The sequence below is a fragment of the Cytobacillus sp. FSL K6-0129 genome (assembly GCF_038007625.1).
In the GTDB taxonomy this organism is placed as follows: Bacteria; Bacillota; Bacilli; order Bacillales; family Cytobacillaceae; genus Cytobacillus; species Cytobacillus kochii.
In genome coordinates this window covers 4,200,493-4,218,552 of sequence record NZ_JBBOXM010000001.1, presented here as the reverse complement: position 1 = coordinate 4,218,552, position 18,060 = coordinate 4,200,493, and the positions used below count along the sequence as shown (strand labels likewise).

Sequence of the window (18,060 nt, the reverse complement as noted above, 5' to 3'; positions counted from 1 at the left end):
CTTCCAAAGTAAGCGATTAGCCTACCTGCAACTACAAAAGTGCCTCACCCACTACTACTACTTCTATAAGCTATTTGTTGAAAACTTATTTTTCGCATACATATAAGTCACTGCCAATGCTAAAACGAGTACAGTCCCTTTAATAATATCAAAACCATAATAAGGTAGATTCAAAATAGTTAAACCATTTAATAATACGCCGATGACTGCTGCGCCAAAAAATGTACCTAACGCATTTGGTTTTCCAGCCCCTAGTACCGAGTAGCCAACAAATACAGCTGCAACAGCCTCCATCAGTAGTGGTGCACCTGCATCGATTTGCCCTGATCCTACCCTAGCAGTAAATAAAATGCCTGCTATGCTAGCAAAAATTCCTGAAATTACATAAGCCATGCATTTGATTTTCTTTACTTTTACACCAGATAAGGTCGCAGCTTCGGCATTCCCTCCTGTCATATAAAAGATTCTACCCCATCTCGTATAATTCAAAAAACAGTAGGAAGCTAACACTAGAATGATCATGATCCATACAGGTACAGGGATACCTAATAAATGGCCTTGACCAATCCATAGAAAGGCATTAGAAAACTCACCAATTGCTGTCCCACCAGAAGTCAGTGGCATATGGTTATAAATTGAGTATCCTTCTGTATAAGTCCGATGTAATCCCGCTACGATGTACATACTGCTCAATGTTGCTAATAAATCGGGAATACCTATCACAACAATTAAGAACGAATTAAATAATCCAACTGCCACTCCAACGATAATTGGTAATAGTAGAACTAACCATAGCGGTAAATCATACCAAACCATCAATGAAGCTGTAAAAACAGTTGCTAATGACATCGTGGAGCCAACAGATAAATCAAAACCGTCAACTACTAATGTAAATGTGACCCCGAGCGCGAGCACAGTGACAATCGAAATGGAACGTAATATATCCGAAAAATTATCATAGGTTAAAAAGAATGGGCTCACACTTGTAAAATAAAAAATAATAAGAATAAGTAAAGTAATTGCCCCGTATTTAAATAGAAATGCGATCAATTGGTCCTTCATGATTGACTTCCTTTCCACCACTTGCATATAACAGAATCTTTTCTTGCGTTGCCTCTTTTTGCGTAAATTCTTTCACGATTTTGCCATCATACATCACTAATACTCTATGGCAAACTGTTAATAATTCTTGGATTTCACTACTAAAATACAAAATGGCCTTGCCTTCCTTTGCAAGCTGTTGAATTAGTTTAAGAATCTCTCTTTTCGCACCGATGTCCACGCCTTTAGTAGGCTCATCAAATAAATAAACCTTCGCTTCACTTGATAACCACTTACCGATAACGATCTTTTGCTGATTTCCCCCACTTAAATGATTCACCTCTACGTCCACATCATTTGCTTTCACCTGCAAAGTGGAAATCACTTCTTCAGTAGCTTTTCTCTCAGCCTTTCTGTTAATAAAACCCCCTTTTACGTACTTTTTCAGCTGTGGGAAAGTTACATTCTTCGATATCGTTTCATTAATGAATAGACCTTCTTTCCGCCTTTCTTCAGGAATATGAGTGATACCACAAGCAATAGCTGTTTTTGGATGCTTCACCTGTATCTTCTTACCAGAGACTCTGATTTCTCCTGAAGTGGCTGGTGTATTTCCAAATATTGTTTTCGCTAGTTCTGTTTTTCCAGCACCTACCAAGCCCGCAATTCCTACAACTTCACCTTCATATACATTTAAACTAATATTTTGTAACTTTCCTAGATTGATATTCTTAAGTGCTAAAACCTCTTCCCCTCGTTTATAACTGTGCATAACGTTTCTTTCCTCATGCCATACTTCTCCAAGCATTTGTTCAATTACCATTTCCTGCGTTATCTGAGCAATTGGTACGGTTGAAATCCGACATCCGTCTCTCATAACCGTTACCACATCTGCAATGGCGAATACTTCAGGTAATCGATGTGTAATAAAAATACAACCAATTCCCTTTACTCTCAGTTGCCTAATTACATGAAATAATTTCTCTGCTTCTATATGTGATAATGGAGCGGTTGGCTCATCAAAAATAATGACTTTAGTCGTTTGCACTAACGCCCGAGCTATGAGAACCAATTGCTTTTTAGCAAGACTTAGATTTGAAGCTGCTTGATTTAGCTCAATATCATTCACCTCGAGTAATGTTAATGCTTCCTGTGCCTGACGATGTAGATCCTTACGAGAGAAGTACCACCCTTTCTCTTGTGAAAAGCGATCAAGCATAATATTTTCCGCTACAGTAAGCTGTGGAACAATGGCTGTATCAACCTCCTGATAAACGCAAAATATTCCTTTTTCTTTCGCGTCACTAGGGTGTTGAAAAGTTGCTTTTTCGTGGTTAATCAAAATTTCTCCTTGGTCTTGTCTATATACCCCAGAGAGAATTTTCATTAATGTACTTTTTCCAGCTCCATTTGCTCCAAGCAAGGCATGTATTTCTCCTTTATGAACCACTAACTCCCCGTTCTTTAATGCCGTAACTTTTCCAAAACTCTTACTAATCTTTTTCATTTCCAAAACAACTTCACTCACTTAAAGGAGACCTCCTTCATAGATACAAAAACCGACTCTCTAAAAGTCGGTTGACTAGCTACAAACCATTTCATTCAATTGCCCTCAAGTGCTTTTAATTCTTCCGTATAGCCTTGTTCACTTTCTCCCCAACCATCTATATATTCATGCAGTTCGTTTGTTGTAATTGCCTCATCAGGTAATTGACTTTTCTCTACAAAAACAGGATCAAGGATAACTTTTTCTTTAGGCGAATCACCGTTTAATTTTTGGTACAAATATCGAACTTGAATACGACCAATATCTTTTGGATCAACGGCAGCTGTCGCTTCCCATGAACTGTTTTCTTTTTGTATCAGTTGCAGGTCTTCGTCACTCATATCAATCCCGTAGACTTTAATATCTTCTCTTCCTGCCTGCTCTAGCGCTCTGACAGCTCCTTTAGCAAACTCATCCCAAGCTGCCCAAACTGCTGTTATTTCACCTTCATTTGGATATTGTTTTAGGATTGCTTCCATTTGTGCTTGAGTATCTAATGCTGTATTATCGGTGGCAGCACCAAATGCTGCTACTTCCTTAATATCTGTATTCTCTTTTAAAAATTGTTCATAAGCTACTTGTCTTCTTTCCATCGGTGCAAATCCAGCTACCCAAATCTTAACAATATTTGCTTTCCCTCCTGCATCTGCAGCAAGCTTGGTTAATGTCAACTTCGCCATTTCTTCATCGCCTTGTTGAAGTACAGTTACATCTTTCACTGCAATATCAGCATCAAAGACCACTACAGGTATATTTTGTGCAGCCGCTTTTTCTACTCCTTGCGTTAACGCTTCCTTCGTTCCATGATCAATTAATATCCCATCAAATTTTTGATTAATCGCTGCATCTAAATTGGAAGCCATTTTTGCTAAGTCACCTTCAGAAGTAAATACTTGAACGGTTCCACCAAACTTTTCTACCTGCTCTTTTACCCCTTCAATATATTGTGCAGAAAAAGTTCCTAAATTAATTTGCATGATTAGTGCGATCTTTTTATTAGCTAACGGATGTACACTATTCTCTTTAGTTGATGCAGTTGCTTCACTACTTGAATTGCTTCCTTTTGGCTGGCAGCCTGCCAAAATTAAAATAAAAATAATAAGAAACGCTAATAGTATACGATTGTTCTTCATGCCCTAACTCCCTCTTCTGCTTTATTCAATTGTGCCAATTTGTTTCGATCAGCTTCAAAAATGCCTTTTTCAGTAATAATTGCAGTAATTAAATTAGCCGTTGTCACATCAAACGCCGGATTAAACACTTTCGTTCCTTCTGGTGTGATCTGGTTTGGCCCAATATGAGTCACCTCTTCTGCCAACCTCTCCTCAATCGGAATATCTGCCCCTGATGCGATAGAAAAGTCAAATGTCGATAATGGCGCAGCTACATAGAAAGGAATTTGAAAATAGTTTGCTAAAATAGCTAGTTGCCATGTACCGATTTTATTCGCTGTATCTCCATTGCTGGCAATACGATCGGCCCCGACTATAATCGCTTCAATCCCCTTGGTTGCTATGGTATGAGCAGCCATATTATCAGTAATGACCGTCACATCCACATTGGACTGTTGAAGCTCCCAAGCAGTTAGGCGCGCTCCCTGAAGAACCGGTCTCGTTTCACAAGCATATACTTGAAAGTCAACACCCTTCTCCTTGCCTAAATGAAACGGCGCTAGCGCTGTACCATATTTTCCCGTAGCAATCGTCCCCGCATTGCAAATCGTTAATACCTTTTTCCTTCCATTCAATAGACTTAGTGCATTTTCACCAATTTGGCGACAAATCTCCTCGTCTTCTTGATGTATTTTCTTTGCTTCTTGCTCCAAACTGATAATTGTCTCCTCTGTTGAATACAGCGTTTCTATTACTTTCATCATTCGATCCAAAGCCCAGAACAAATTAACAGCTGTCGGTCTAGAGCCCGCTAGATAAAGATAATCTTCATGAATTCTAAGATGGAAAGTTTCAATGTCGACCCCTTCGTATTTTTTTGCAGCAATCGCTAAACCATAAGCAGCAGTAATTCCAATAGCTGGCGCCCCTCTTACTTTCAACTGAATAATTGCCTCAAAGACATCTTCAATGGTTTCGAGTTCTATCCATCTTGTTTGATGGGGTAATAAGGTTTGATCAAGAATTTTCAATCTACCTTCTTGCCATTCAATTGGTGTTGGTATACTCATGATGTATACGCCTCCAGTTCCTTAAGAAGTTGCGAGATTGTTACTATGTTTTTGCGATTAATAATCAAGGATGAACCTAATTGAATCGTTGCCTTCTTCACATATAATCTAATTGAACTATCTTCTATTCCATCAAGATCCTTCACATGCGACAATCCGATTGTTCTCCGAATTAATTCACACCCTACTACTCCGATAGCATCTTTAAATACTTTAGCTAGAAAAGACTCTAGAGCGCCTGGTACTTTCGTAAAAGGATTAACAACAGAATTTTGCCAAGCTTCTGAAAAATATTGAGAAAACACATCCCATACTTCTTCTATCTGTTGAAGAATAACGATTCTATCGTTTTCGTTTCGTACAAGTACTTGGAAAATGAGATGGGCAATATATTGACCGACATCAAATCCAATCGGACCATAAAAGCCGAACTCAGGATCGATCACCTTCGTCTCACTCTTACTCGCAAATATACTCCCTGTATGTAGGTCACCATGTAGTAAGCTCTCTGCTTCTGTGAGAAAAGCATATTTTATTTTGGCTACTTCAAGTTTCAACTTGTCATTAGCCCATAGTTGCTGAACCACTTCAGCCAACTCAGCTTCAAAATCATTCGTTTCCACATCAAAAAATGGATCGGTGAATACTAAATCCTCAGTGATTTTACATAGTTCAGGATTTGAAAATTTAGCGACCAATTTCTTTTTCTCAAACGGATGAAGAGCAAAATCTGAAGTTGAAAACAATGTCTTTGCTAAGTACTCACCAATATGAGCTGATAAATTCGGATAATGATCCCCTTGAATCAATCCGTCTCTTACAATTGTCAAATGGGAAAGATCCTCCATCACAGTTAATGCTAGCTCTTCATCTGATGCTAGTACTGCTGGGAGGAGGTGAGGAACGAATTCACCATGCTTCTTAAGCACTTCTGCCTCCAGTTTTGCACGTTTAAGTGTTAGAGGCCAGCTTTCTCCGACTACTTTTGCATAAGGGAGTGCTTGCTTAATAATTACACTTTTATGATTAGAAGTAATACGGTAAACATAATTCAAATTACCATCACCAATCTCTTCCACCGTCATTTTTTCATCCGGTAAAAACAGTTTTAAACTCTTCACGTATTCACACGCTGATTCCTCTGTCAAAGCGCGATAACCTATATTATCTAAAACAGCCATATCTCTTCCCCCTTATTTCTTTATTTATCTGTGGCACAAAACAGGGGTGACTACATGAAGAGATGTAGTCGGACCTGCTTTGTCATTACAGAAACAAAAATGCCCCTTTCCTTTACAGAAAGAGGCATTCGTCATTACGATTTTGCCTCTCATCTTTCAGAATAACTTCTGAATGGAATTAGCACCGTGCCTTACATTAGGCGCAGAAATTCTCTAGCTGCGCCTCGTTTCACAACGATATTACGGTCGGTTGCTGGGTTTCATCGGGCCATATTTCCCTCCACCTGCTCTTGATAAGAGTATAAAAGATTCATTTTTTGAAATATCTTGAGCAAATACTAGCACCGTTTATAAAAAAGTGTCAATCTTTTTTTTAAAACTTTTCATCTTTTTAAGGTTAAAAGAATTTTGTCATATAACGTAAAAAATTCTCTGTTGACAGATAAAACACCTGGTGACATAATACAATTGTGCAAAAATTTAAAACGATAATCATAAATTTTCTTATCAAGAGCAGGCGGAGGGACGAGCCCGATGAAGCCCGGCAACCGATTCTAAATGAACACGGTGCTAATTCTTGCAGCAATCATGCTGACAGATAAGGAGAAGGTTCTATCACTGCGAACTAACCCTCTTCTTATTGATTAAGAAGAGGGTTTTTTATTGTCAATGTTAATTCGAAATCATCAGGGAGGGTTCTCATATGGGAGATGTAATTGCAACTTATCAAGTATACGCAAGACCCGGTTCATTAGAGAAAAAAGCAGAGGATATCGCTTTAGGATTAACGATAGGCTCGTGGACAGCGTTACCATTACTTGAGCAAAAACAATTACTAAAACATAAAGGCAGAGTCACTGCACTACAAGAATTTTATGATGATGAACATCCCAATCGATTCGGTGAAGTAAGGTGCGAAATTAGTATCGCCTACCCTACATATAATTTCACATTTGATATTCCAGCAATCTTAACAACTGTATTTGGAAAGTTATCTCTAGATGGTGAAGTAAAATTATTAAATCTGGAATTTGATAATGAGGATCTTTCCCGTTTTCCTGGACCAAAATTCGGTATAAAAAATATAAGATCGAAACTAAATATTCAAGACCGCCCATTACTTATGAGTATATTTAAAGGCATTATCGGCAGGGATATTCACTTTTTAAGAGAACAGTTAAGAGACCAGGCTATGGGGGGCGTTGATATTGTAAAAGATGATGAAATTCTTTTTGATGTCAACATCTCTTTTGAAGACCGAATTATCGCAGGTAAAGAAATACTAGATGAAGTCTATGAAAAGACTGGAAAAAGGACACTTTATGCAGTCAATTTATCTGGGAGAACAATGGATTTAGTAGATAAAGCAAAACATGCGAGCGAATTAGGTGCGGATGCATTATTATTCAATGTTCACACTTACGGTCTAGATATGCTCCAAACACTAGCTGAAAACAATGAAGTGCAGTTACCTATCATGGCACATCCTGCATATAGTGGGGCCTATACTTCTTCAAACTTCTATGGTGTGGCTCCTGATTTATTACTCGGTAATCTTACTCGCTTAGCAGGCGCAGATTTCTCTTTATTTCCTTCTCCATATGGTTCTGTTGCCATGGAAAAAGAAAAAACCTTAGCTATCGCTAGACAGTTAACCGAAGAAAATGGCTTGAATCAGGCATTCCCGGTCCCTTCAGCAGGCATTCATCCAGGTTTAGTGCCGTTGCTTTATCATGACTTTGGCAATGATTGTATAATTAATGCTGGCGGCGGGGTCCATGGTCATCCTGAAGGAGCAGCAGCTGGCGTGAGAGCTTTTAGGCAAGCCATTGATCACGTCATACAACAAAATACTCATCGTGCAACAAAAGCGCAAGAATTAGAAGCAGCATTAGCAAAATGGGGAGGTACGTCATAAAAGATGACAAAACCAATGATTTTTTGTGATTTCGATGGAACAATTACGAATAACGACAACATTGTAAAGATTATGGAGCATTTCGGTCCTATTGAGGCAAAACAGATCAAGGAAGATATTTTAGCTCAAAATATCTCTATCCAAGAGGGTGTTAAAAATCTCTTCTCACTTTTACCAACAAGTAAAAAAGAAGAGATTATCCATTTTGTATTAAATAGTGCAGAAATTCGTGAAGGATTTTCAGCTTTTGTTAGATATACACATGAAAACGGTATCCCTCTTTATATTGTTAGTGGTGGGATTGACTTTTTTTTAGAACCAGTACTTGAACCTTATGGGCCATTTACGAAAGTATTTTGCAATCACGCAAGCTTTGCTTTAGAAACAATAGATATTCACTATCCACACCAGTGTGATGAACTATGTTCTTCACAAGGTTGCGGCTGTTGTAAACCAACCATTATTAGAAAACACTCTTCTCCTGAACACTTTAATATTCTTATTGGAGATTCGATTACAGACTTTGAAGCAGCCAAAATAGCAGATGCCGTACTTGCTAGAGATTTCTTAATTCAAAAATGTGAAGAAACTGGTATTTCTTATACACCTTTCGAAACCTTCCATGATTGCATTGAATACCTCGATGAACTAGTTGGTGCGAAATCATGACAACGTATGAAACAAAGTGGGATACATTAGCTGATATTAAAGATGAATTAGCAGCCAGAGATTGGTTTATGGGTACTAGTGGTAATTTATCCATTCGCGTAGATGAAAACAGCTTTTTAGTCACTTCAAGCGGACTTGATAAAAGAAAGAGAACAGCTAATGATTTTTTATTAGTAGACTTAGAAGGAAAGCCCCTAGAAAACACGTCATCTAAACCTTCAGCTGAGACTTTATTACATTGTGAAATTTATAAGAAAACGTCATCAGGAGCAAGTCTTCATGTTCATACAGTTGCTAATAATGTTATTTCTGAGCTTTTCTATCAAGAAGGTGTAGTATCTTTTCAGCATCAAGAGTTAATTAAAGCATTTGGACTATGGGGAGAAGATGATATACTCACCATCCCGATCATTCGCAATGATGCGGATATCCCTACATTAGCGGATCACTTTTCTGCTTACGTCAGCAAAGAGAAAGGTGCAGTCTTAATTCACAACCACGGGATTACTGTTTGGGGAGTCGATGGGTTTGAAGCGAAAAAATTATTAGAGGCTTGCGAATTTTTATTTCAATATAAATTATCTCTTATTCAATTAAAAGGAGGCGTTTTACATGGCCATTATTAAATTCAAAAACGAAGAAAAAGTGATTACTGATCAACAAGAGGTATCTACATTTTTAACTGCACAAGAAGTCATCTATGAAAATTGGAACATTGAGCAATTAGAAGTGACATTACACGAAAAATACGATTTATCTGATGATGAAAAGCAAGCCATACTAGATGCATTTTCAACTGAAATCAAAACCATTTCTGAAAAGCGCGGCTACAAAGCTGCAGATGTTATTTCACTTTCAGACAGTACGCCAAATTTAGATGAATTATTAATTAACTTTCAAAGAGAACACCATCATACCGATGATGAAGTCCGCTTCATCGTAAGTGGGCATGGAGTCTTTATTATCCAAGGAAAAGATGAATCGTTTTTTGAAGTCCATTTAGATCCAGGTGATTTAATTTCTGTACCCGTAAACACGCGCCACTATTTTACTTTATCTGATGATCGAAAAGTTGTTGCTATTCGCCTGTTTGTTACACCAGAAGGTTGGGTACCTGTTTACGAGAAAGAAAAATTGAACGCTTAATATCAGGGAGGCTCCTTCATAATCGGGGGCCTCTCCTTATTTCTCTAAATAATAGATAAAAAATTCGCTCCATTCTCCACTATCAAATGAAAATTGAGACTGTTTCTCTTCATATTTAAAACCAATAGATTCTGCTAAATGAATGGAGGCGAGGTTATCACTATCAATATGTAATTCTATTCTTTCAGGTTGTAAATATTCAAAAATAAAAGGTATGATCGTTACTACGCTTTCTTTTCCATATCCTTTTCGCCAATATTGATTGTGAATTGCATAACCAAGTAGTACTAACTCCTTGCCATTCCTCTGTGTTCGATACAATTCTATTTTTCCTATATGTGCACCATCATTTTCTCTAAATATACCAAACTCAGATAATTGCCAGGCATCATCTTGCTTGCTCCATTGCTCGATTTTCTTCTTGAATTTTTCTTTAGTATAAGCAGGTAAATCTTGTGGGCGTCCTTCATCATGACGTGATTGCGATACTAAACGGTTCTTTAATCCCGCTATCCAAGCTTCGTAATCTTCATACATATACGATCGAATGACGAGACGGTTACTTTTCAACTGCATGTCTTTCGCTCCATTCTATCAGAAATTAGGACCGCCTTTTTATAAGTTATTGTGAGTAGATACTATATGTGTACAAGTACTCTTCCTCTCGTTTCTCCTTTTAAAAGCAATGGCAAGACATGCTCAACTTCACTCAATGAAACTTCTTGAAAAATAAACTGATCAAACGGAAGTTTATCACTTTCTTCCGCTAATAGTTCCCAAGCTTCTTTCCTCATCTCCATTGGACAAAAAACGGAATCAACTCCCAAGAGACTCACCCCACGTAAAATAAAAGGAAAAACCGTCGTAGGTAAATTCGTTCCAGCAGTTAAACCACTAACCGCTACGGCACCCCCATATTGAATTTGGCTTAACAAGGATGCCAATGGCTCTCCACCGACAGGATCAACCGCTGCTATCCATTTTTGCTTGCTTAATGCGCTTATCTTCCCATCATACACTTCTTCCCTTGTAATCACTGAAGAAGCTCCTAAGTTCATTAAGTAATCACGTTCATTCTTCTTTCCAGTGCTTGCAACGACCTCATAGCCACGGTTAGCTAACAAGGCAACGGCAAAACTCCCAACGCCACCAGTAGCCCCAGTAACTAACACCTTCCCACTATTTTCAGTTAGACCATTCTGTTCTAATTTTAATATGGAAAGAGCCGCTGTTAATCCAGCTGTGCCAATCGTCATTGCCTTCTTTAATGTAAGTCCTTTTGGAAGTGGCAGTACCCATTGTGCAGGTACTTGTGCATATTCACTATACCCCCCGTATCTGGATACACCAATTTCATAACTCGTAGCAATGACTTCATCACCTTTGGAAAAATCAGGATGTTGAGATGAAACAACGATGCCCGCTAAGTCAATGCCCGGTACCATTGGATAGTCTTTAACGATATTTCCATTAGGTATACTAGCTAAACTGTCCTTATAATTTACTCCGGAGTATTTTACTTGAATTAATACTTCTCCTGCAGGTAAATCCCTTACCTCAAGTTGACGCAACTGGATAGAAAAATCTTTATCATCTTTATCTACAACTATTGCTTTAAAACTCATTACTCTTCCTCCACCCTTCCCTTTAACTTCTCAAATTGGCTTCATTGACCCTATACTCATTTCTACTTCATACATGGCAATCGCTTTTATCACGGCTTCTAAATGCTTATCAACGTAAATTTGTTCCTCAACTTTTGTTTATGCGCCAGCATGAAATCTCCTTTTTCAGACATAGCAACATCCCCTCTTTTGCCGTTCTTTCACACTCATTCCCGTTCCTTAAAGCATGAAACCATTCAAATTAGTTTTATTCGTTTGTTTAAACCCTGATTCCTTGTCCTACAAGGGATTCACTCAATATTATTTTAATTCCAAAACTAATATACCGTGTACTTCTTCAATTTCACCTATTGAAGACAAATTTCACCCCACTGTTAACTTTTTTATTAGATGTCATCATTAAAGCGTCGTCTGTTCTATGCTCCATCTCCAGAAGTGCTCGATTAGTTGGGGATCACTCGCCCTTTTAGAGACATGGGCTTTTTTCTTGTCAATATAGTACTCACCTGATATCCCTTCTACATCCGGACTCGTGGCTAAATAGATGGCCGTTTCCGCCCCTTGCTCTGCTGTTTTAAAAAATGGCACCAGTAATTTTACCACTTTGCCACCAAATCCTGTTTCTCTATCCACACCTATGTTTGTTGCAACAGCTCCTGGATGAAGTGCATTCACTGTCACATTTGTGTGTGCTAATCTTTCATGTAAACCTTTCATAAATAATAAATTGGCTAGCTTCGATCTTCCATAACCTTTTGCTACATTAAAACCCTTTTTAAAAAACGGATCTGCAAAATCCATTTTCCCCCATTTATGAGCACCGGAAGATACAATGACAATTCTTGCAGTAGCCGAAGCCTTTAAAGCTGCTAATAATTGCTTGGTTAAATGGAAATGACCGAGATGGTTTACCCCTAACATCATCTCAAATCCATCAACTGTTTCTTGCCTTTTTATTGTCACTACACCTGCATTATTGATTAAAAGATCTAAATGATGATACTTACTAAAAAAGGTTGCCACAAAATCATCGATGCTTTTGATAGAACTTAAATCACAGAGCATTAAATCTACATTTTCTTTTCCTGTAATGGCTTTCACTTTTTGTAGCGCGGCTTCACCTCTTATTTTACTTCTACAGAGCATGATTACTTTTACATTTTTATTTACAAGACCGATTGTCGTTTCTAAGCCCATTCCTGAATTCGCTCCTGTTACTATCGCTACTTTAGCAACCATAGCTACCCACACCTTTCTTATTGTCGTTAAGTATAAATGGTCCAATGATATTTTTATAGTTTTCTGCTTTTATGAACTATAAAAATATAAGAATTTTCAGTATAATTTATACTGAAAGGAGTGTCATATGGAAGTCACCTCTGTTATTCTTGCGATTTCAACAATGGGTATAATCATTGTTTTCGGAGCACTAATCGCTTTAAAGATATCAATCACAGCAGAAATGAAAAATATATTAATGATGATTATTTTAAATCTAGCTGTTCCCTTTATTATATTGAATGGTGTTTTCAATACTAAAATTACGGACGTCATTTTCCAACAAGTCTTTCTCGTATTCGGGATATCCATTGTATTTAATGCTGGAGGTATTATCCTTACATTAGTTCTAGGCCGTCTTTTACACCTTAATCAGCCTAAACAATTGGCTTTACTCGCCGCCCTAGGTAATACAGGTTTCATCGGCATCCCTCTTAGTGCTACATTATTTGGGCCTCTCGGTGGATTATTAGCCGCTGTATTTGATGCAGGGTTAGATGTCGTTCTTTTTTCATTAGGTATCTACTTATTACAAAGCAATCAAAAATTCCAATTTAAACAATTAAAAGCTTTATTAAACATACCTTTATTAGCCATTAGTTTGGGGTTGTTATATGTAATCAGTGGTTGGGAAGCACCGATCATTTTCAAGCAACTGGCTTCAATGCTATCTAACTTAGCTGCGCCATTAGCCATGTTATATATAGGCTTTCTGCTTCCAACTTTCTTTCAAGTTGGACGACGGTTTTACTTTCAAGGTTTATGGTTTCCTTTATTAATGAAATTGTTGATATTACCACTTTTCGGCATCATTTGTTTACGTTTTACGTCAATACAAACAGATTTAACTTTCTTATTAGTTATTTTAACAAGTATGCCTACCTTCATGCTGGCTTCAGTATTATTTTCCCGCTACACACAAGAAGAAAACGAAGCCATTATGGTAACGGTATATAGCACGTTAATTTCTATCTTAACCATTCCTTTGATTTCTTGGATAGCAAGCTTTCTTTTGTAATCATTTAATTACATTTTTTAGCCAGCCAAAAAGTTATTTTAGCTGGCTATTTCTCTTCTCATTCACCTGTCTCTAGTCCGTACATATTAAAAAGGGTAAAATCTTAATCGATTAAAAAAATGCGTTGGATTTATCTTCTTCTTATCAACTCAAAAATCCTAGATAATCATTCTTCTGGTGTTAAGAGTAGTCTCTTCCCTTCAGGCTCCCCTAAAGTAGTCTTATGATAATCTCCCTCTACCCAATCCGCCATTTGATTTTGATACCAGTCACTCGATACATGCCCAGATTGACCTGGACCGACGATATGATAAGCCTGCATTGGATTGTTCATATCCATAACAAATCGCCATGATGCTCCGTGATTCACCGTCCCATCATTTTTAAATGCAGCTGCCTTAACAGTGACAGCACTTCCTCCTGTTGCCATACTACCTTGATAATTAAATAAATAATTTAAAGGAGCTACGCTAGATAACGGGTGTGTGAAGGAAACTTGGTGATAATCTCCCCAGTTCCAATTTGCCATATCGCCGCCTTCATCTTCCTGTATTTGTGAAAGTGTTTCCGTTAACGATACAACTAATAATTCATTAATGCCCCCTACATCCTTCACCCATGGCCCCGGGTTACCTGCAAATGCATTACGCAGAAGCTGATCAACAGCCGATCTTTTACCACCAAATAATTCTAACGTTTCTTTTGGAATCTGCTCTTCAAATAATGCTTCTCCTATTTCAACCATCCAGCGATTAAAAATATAAGGAGCAGCAAGATCTTGATGATCTTGATAGTCCCATTTCGATAAGATGTCAAGGGCTGATTGGATGTTCTCACCTTTTTCGTTTGCTAATTGCTTAAGCATCACAGGCACAAATTCTTCTGCCTGAAGGTTCTTTTCATCCATTTGTAGTTCCATCATATTTTCTGCAGTTAATTTATTGCTTCCACTTAATACTTCTTGAATACGCATTTGTCTATATGGTTGCGCCCAATTGTGACTGATATGATAACGGTAATCATCTCCTACCACCTTATTATTGGCTGTAGAAATAAAACCTTCTTCCGGATTGACGATAGTTGGTAATTCGTCATAAGGAATCGCACCTTCCCAAGCATACTCATCTGTCCATCCCGGTACAGGTAATAGGCCATTTCCTTTTTTCCTGATAGGAATTTTTCCATTCGCCTTATAAGCAATATTTCCTTCTCGATCTGTAAAAACAAAATTTTGTGCTGGTGCTTCAAAAGCTGCTAATGCCTCTTCGAATTCTTTCCAATTTTCAGCGTGATTCATATTTAAAATCGCCTCTAGTTCTGTCGTTGCCTCTAATGCTGTCCACTGTAATGAAAGTGCCGTTTCACTAGTAGCAGCATCGGCGGCAAACTCTGAAATAATAGGCCCATGTCTTGTCTCTATGACTTCATAATCAATTGTTTCACTATCCTTTACCTTTATAGGCTCAGCTATCACTTGAGCCTTCTCCCATTTGTCGTTATAAAGAAACAAGTGAGGATCTTCTGGATTTCTTTTTTCAATATAAAGATCTTGCACATCAGGACCAGTATTAGTCACACCCCATGCGATGTTTTCGTTATGTCCTAAAATAATTCCAGGGACTCCGGCAAATATCACTCCACCTACATTCACTTCATCAGACTGTAAGTGCATTTGATACCATACAGAAGGAGTCGCCAACCCTAAATGGGGATCATCTGCTAAAAGACTTTTGCCAGTTGCCGTTTTATCTCCGCTTACCACCCAATTGTTACTCCCATTGAATTCATGTGGGATAACAGCTTGAGCAAAGGCGGTTGAAAAATCTAATTGTTCTTTAGTAATAATAGTTGGTGCCTCTTCTGGATAGGTCGGAAATAAATCATACGCTTTTTCTTCAGGAAATGTTTGCAACAGATACTGTCTAAAAGCTTGATCTTTCCAATGTCCGCCCAAATCAAAGGCCATATACTTACCAATTGTTAATGAGTCAATTGGTTTCCATGCTTCCGGTTTATAGCCAAGTATCGTAAATTCTGTTGGCCACTTTCCAGTGGTATGTAATTCCTCTATATAGGCATTTACTCCGTCTGCAAATGCATTTAATACCCGCATCCCCTCATCTGAATATTCAGCTACTGATTCTTCTGCTGCTCTTCTTAAGCCCAAGGTACGGAAATACTTATCTGTATCTACTGTCGATTCACCAATTACTTCACTTAATCTCCCAGATGCCTGCCGCCTACTTAAGTCCATTTGAAATAGACGATCTTGCGCTTGTACATATCCTTGGGAAAAGTAAAGGTCATACTCATTCGTTGCTTCTATATGAGGAACACCCATTTCATCTCGGACCACCTCAACAGCTTGTTGTAACCCTTTCAGTTGAATATCACCATTAACTTGAGGTAACGGGCGATTCAAGAAATAATAAGCGCCAATGATTACAAGTAGAATCAGCCCAAGAAGACTCCCTCCCATCCATAGTAGCAAGCGCTTCCATCTTACATTTTTCTTTGCCTCTGTTTTAATTTCCATCTCTCATCCTCCACCCACTTTCTATCTTTAATAAGATTCTAGAAGTAAATCCTTTTTCCTACTCTATTCATAAAGAAAAGAACAAATTCTTCTAAATAGAATTTGTTCTTGCATCAATGGTAGCTCATCACTTATATTCTCTTTTCAACAAACCATAAATAACTGTGTCAACATAATAATGATAGAGCCATTCGCCATCTCTAATCGTTCCTTCATATACAAAACCAAGCTTTTCAGGTATACGACGACTTTTACTATTTTTAACTGCAGCATGAATTTCTACTTTATTTAAATTAAGCTGAGTAAATCCGTAGGAAATCATCGCTTGCACAGCTTTTGTCATCACACCTTTACCTTCTGCCTGCTGTGAAAGCCAATACCCGATTGTACCTATCCGATTGGCATGATTCAACTTATTATAGCCAATGATGCCGATTAACTTTCCGTTTTCTCTAATACCAACGGTTAAGCCAGTATTTCGATCCATTTGTTCAACTGTATGGTCAATAAACGCTTTTGAATCTTGAACAGATTTTGTTCCATCTACCCATGGAAGCCATTCGCGTAAGTATGTACGATTCTCATTAATAAGCGCAAATAGTTCATCCGCCTCTTCATACATAAAACCCTTCAATTCTAGCTCGTTGTTAATCTTTATCCTTATCATTATCGTTCCTCACCTGATTTCAACATTATTGTGAAAGATAGATGCCCATTTCCTCATTCATCCAATGGAGTGCTTGTTGTTTTAATTTATATTTAGATGTTTCAGTATCGACTAGTTTTGCTGTTTTTAAAATTTTTAAATGGTGATGAGCTGTTGTTTTCCCAAGTGCTAACCGCTCCGTTATTTCTTGTAAACTACATTCGCCTTCAGAAAGTAATTTCACCATTCTCATTCTTGTTTCATCGCCTAATGCCTTGTATCTAAGAACTAATGATGGATTAACTGCATACGGCTTCGTATCTCTTATACTCTCATCCGATACTGAGTAATAGAATACTTTTGTTTCTTCTATATCAGCTTCAATATTCCACGGCCTGTATGTATATTGGGGAATGAGCATCACATTCTTTACACTTGGTTCGGGATGATAAATGATGCCTCCTGTCGCCCATTCTACTAATTCCTCAGCTGTCATCTTTTTATACATAGACTCTTTTAGCTTTTTATCTTTTTCGAGAATGTTTCGTAGCTGCTTTTCTTCTGGTTTGATAATTGCTTCATACCAGCCTGTCATTACTGTAACCAAATGCCTTTTCAAAAAATCTGCATCTGAAGAGCTAATATATTCAACATATTTTGGAAAGAAAGAATTATTTTCCGTTACTTCCTGCATATCTTTTATCGCTGTTTCATCTGTTGTTGAAGCATCACACCTTAATTGTTGGAAATCCGATCCGATATAAGGTAAACATATAAAGCGTAACGTTCTATCTGATAAATGATTAATATAATCAACAAACATATGTAAACTATCAAATTCTTTTTGATGTAATAATTGTAGCAATGCCTTCCATGTATTGTGCTTTTGGACGATATCTAGTTCATTTAGGAGCTCGTTTGATAATTTTTTTTTAATATTATCCCATTCCTCCATCGGCTTTTCCATATGTGAAATTAAACGCGTATTTGTCACGGCTGCGATTCCGAGGGCACACTCCCATAATAACGATGACTCTATCTTCACTTCATATGTTTCTCTTGCACGAATGGTATGTCTAATCAGTTCCATTTTCATGTGACACCCCTTTTCTATTTCTATATTTATACATTTTATCGATTCCATCTTTATAATTCAATATTTTTAGAATATTGCTTTAATAATAATGGTAATTTACCATACCAAAAGAACTAGTTAATGTATAAAAAAGCATCTCAACATGTAAATAGTAACCTTTTCACAAACGATTACACCT

General features: G+C 37.6%; 16 protein-coding genes and 2 riboswitches. Of the genes, 5 read left to right on the top strand and 11 right to left on the bottom strand.

The features are described from left to right. Nucleotides 1–63: 63 nt before the first annotated feature. The 5 genes from MHI57_RS21510 to mtnK all read right to left on the bottom strand — a co-directional run bounded on the left by MHI57_RS21510 (nucleotide 64) and on the right by mtnK (nucleotide 5,950). Nucleotides 64–1,062: an ABC transporter permease gene (locus tag MHI57_RS21510; protein ID WP_340978162.1), complete on the bottom strand. Its 999-nt coding sequence runs from the start codon at nucleotides 1,060–1,062 to the stop codon at nucleotides 64–66. Continuing rightward, nucleotides 1,031–2,569: a sugar ABC transporter ATP-binding protein gene (locus MHI57_RS21505; RefSeq protein WP_095370199.1), complete on the bottom strand. Its 1,539-nt coding sequence runs from the start codon at nucleotides 2,567–2,569 to the stop codon at nucleotides 1,031–1,033. The genes MHI57_RS21510 and MHI57_RS21505 overlap by 32 nt, the downstream gene beginning before the upstream one ends. A 74-nt stretch (nucleotides 2,570–2,643) precedes the next feature. Further along, complete coding sequence (locus MHI57_RS21500; protein ID WP_095370200.1) at nucleotides 2,644–3,720, bottom strand: sugar ABC transporter substrate-binding protein; 1,077 nt, start codon at nucleotides 3,718–3,720, stop codon at nucleotides 2,644–2,646. Continuing rightward, nucleotides 3,717–4,769 (bottom strand): S-methyl-5-thioribose-1-phosphate isomerase, encoded by a 1,053-nt coding sequence (mtnA, locus tag MHI57_RS21495; RefSeq protein WP_095370201.1) that lies wholly within the window; start codon nucleotides 4,767–4,769, stop codon nucleotides 3,717–3,719. Before mtnA ends, MHI57_RS21500 begins: the two co-directional genes overlap by 4 nt. Then, on the bottom strand, nucleotides 4,766–5,950 hold the full coding sequence (gene mtnK, locus MHI57_RS21490; protein ID WP_307319298.1) for an S-methyl-5-thioribose kinase: 1,185 nt from the start codon (nucleotides 5,948–5,950) through the stop codon (nucleotides 4,766–4,768). Before mtnK ends, mtnA begins: the two co-directional genes overlap by 4 nt. 146 nt (nucleotides 5,951–6,096) lie before the next feature. Next, a riboswitch (SAM riboswitch) is annotated at nucleotides 6,097–6,250 on the bottom strand. Between the two features lie 201 nt (nucleotides 6,251–6,451). Next, a riboswitch (SAM riboswitch) is annotated at nucleotides 6,452–6,555 on the top strand. Between the two features lie 98 nt (nucleotides 6,556–6,653). Here mtnK and MHI57_RS21485 point away from each other — a divergent pair. Genes MHI57_RS21485 through MHI57_RS21470 form a run of 4 tightly spaced genes read left to right on the top strand, consistent with a single transcriptional unit; the run spans nucleotide 6,654 to nucleotide 9,683 of the window. After that, nucleotides 6,654–7,868 (top strand): 2,3-diketo-5-methylthiopentyl-1-phosphate enolase, encoded by a 1,215-nt coding sequence (locus MHI57_RS21485; protein WP_095370203.1) that lies wholly within the window; start codon nucleotides 6,654–6,656, stop codon nucleotides 7,866–7,868. Nucleotides 7,869–7,871: 3 nt separating this feature from the next. Continuing rightward, complete coding sequence (locus tag MHI57_RS21480) at nucleotides 7,872–8,537, top strand: 2-hydroxy-3-keto-5-methylthiopentenyl-1-phosphate phosphatase (protein WP_307319301.1); 666 nt, start codon at nucleotides 7,872–7,874, stop codon at nucleotides 8,535–8,537. Then, nucleotides 8,534–9,163, top strand: a complete 630-nt coding sequence (locus MHI57_RS21475) for a methylthioribulose 1-phosphate dehydratase (protein WP_095370205.1) — start codon at nucleotides 8,534–8,536, stop codon at nucleotides 9,161–9,163. The genes MHI57_RS21480 and MHI57_RS21475 overlap by 4 nt, the downstream gene beginning before the upstream one ends. After that, on the top strand, nucleotides 9,150–9,683 hold the full coding sequence (locus MHI57_RS21470) for a 1,2-dihydroxy-3-keto-5-methylthiopentene dioxygenase (protein WP_307319305.1): 534 nt from the start codon (nucleotides 9,150–9,152) through the stop codon (nucleotides 9,681–9,683). Before MHI57_RS21475 ends, MHI57_RS21470 begins: the two co-directional genes overlap by 14 nt. A gap of 36 nt (nucleotides 9,684–9,719) precedes the next feature. On the opposite strand, the gene MHI57_RS21465 is transcribed toward MHI57_RS21470, so the two are convergent. The 3 genes from MHI57_RS21465 to MHI57_RS21455 form a co-directional block, all read right to left on the bottom strand. After that, the gene (locus MHI57_RS21465) at nucleotides 9,720–10,259 is read right to left on the bottom strand and encodes a GNAT family N-acetyltransferase (RefSeq protein ID WP_095370207.1); all 540 of its coding nucleotides are present in this window, start codon (nucleotides 10,257–10,259) and stop codon (nucleotides 9,720–9,722) included. 62 nt (nucleotides 10,260–10,321) lie between these two features. Then, nucleotides 10,322–11,308, bottom strand: coding sequence for an acrylyl-CoA reductase family protein (locus tag MHI57_RS21460; RefSeq protein WP_095370208.1), 987 nt, complete (start codon nucleotides 11,306–11,308; stop codon nucleotides 10,322–10,324). Nucleotides 11,309–11,707: 399 nt separating this feature from the next. After that, nucleotides 11,708–12,547 carry an SDR family oxidoreductase gene (locus MHI57_RS21455; protein WP_307319312.1) on the bottom strand — a complete coding sequence of 280 codons (840 nt, stop codon included), beginning with the start codon at nucleotides 12,545–12,547 and terminating at the stop codon, nucleotides 11,708–11,710. Nucleotides 12,548–12,674: 127 nt separating this feature from the next. Between MHI57_RS21455 and MHI57_RS21450 the strand changes: the two genes are divergently transcribed. Beyond that, nucleotides 12,675–13,604 (top strand): AEC family transporter, encoded by a 930-nt coding sequence (locus MHI57_RS21450; protein WP_095370209.1) that lies wholly within the window; start codon nucleotides 12,675–12,677, stop codon nucleotides 13,602–13,604. 166 nt (nucleotides 13,605–13,770) lie between these two features. On the opposite strand, the gene MHI57_RS21445 is transcribed toward MHI57_RS21450, so the two are convergent. The 3 genes from MHI57_RS21445 to MHI57_RS21435 all read right to left on the bottom strand — a co-directional run bounded on the left by MHI57_RS21445 (nucleotide 13,771) and on the right by MHI57_RS21435 (nucleotide 17,876). Continuing rightward, on the bottom strand, nucleotides 13,771–16,140 hold the full coding sequence (locus tag MHI57_RS21445) for a penicillin acylase family protein (RefSeq protein ID WP_340978161.1): 2,370 nt from the start codon (nucleotides 16,138–16,140) through the stop codon (nucleotides 13,771–13,773). A gap of 127 nt (nucleotides 16,141–16,267) precedes the next feature. Continuing rightward, nucleotides 16,268–16,807 carry a GNAT family N-acetyltransferase gene (locus MHI57_RS21440; RefSeq protein WP_340978160.1) on the bottom strand — a complete coding sequence of 180 codons (540 nt, stop codon included), beginning with the start codon at nucleotides 16,805–16,807 and terminating at the stop codon, nucleotides 16,268–16,270. A 25-nt stretch (nucleotides 16,808–16,832) separates the two neighbouring features. After that, nucleotides 16,833–17,876 (bottom strand): ArsR/SmtB family transcription factor, encoded by a 1,044-nt coding sequence (locus MHI57_RS21435; RefSeq protein ID WP_095373511.1) that lies wholly within the window; start codon nucleotides 17,874–17,876, stop codon nucleotides 16,833–16,835. Nucleotides 17,877–18,060 lie beyond the last annotated feature (184 nt).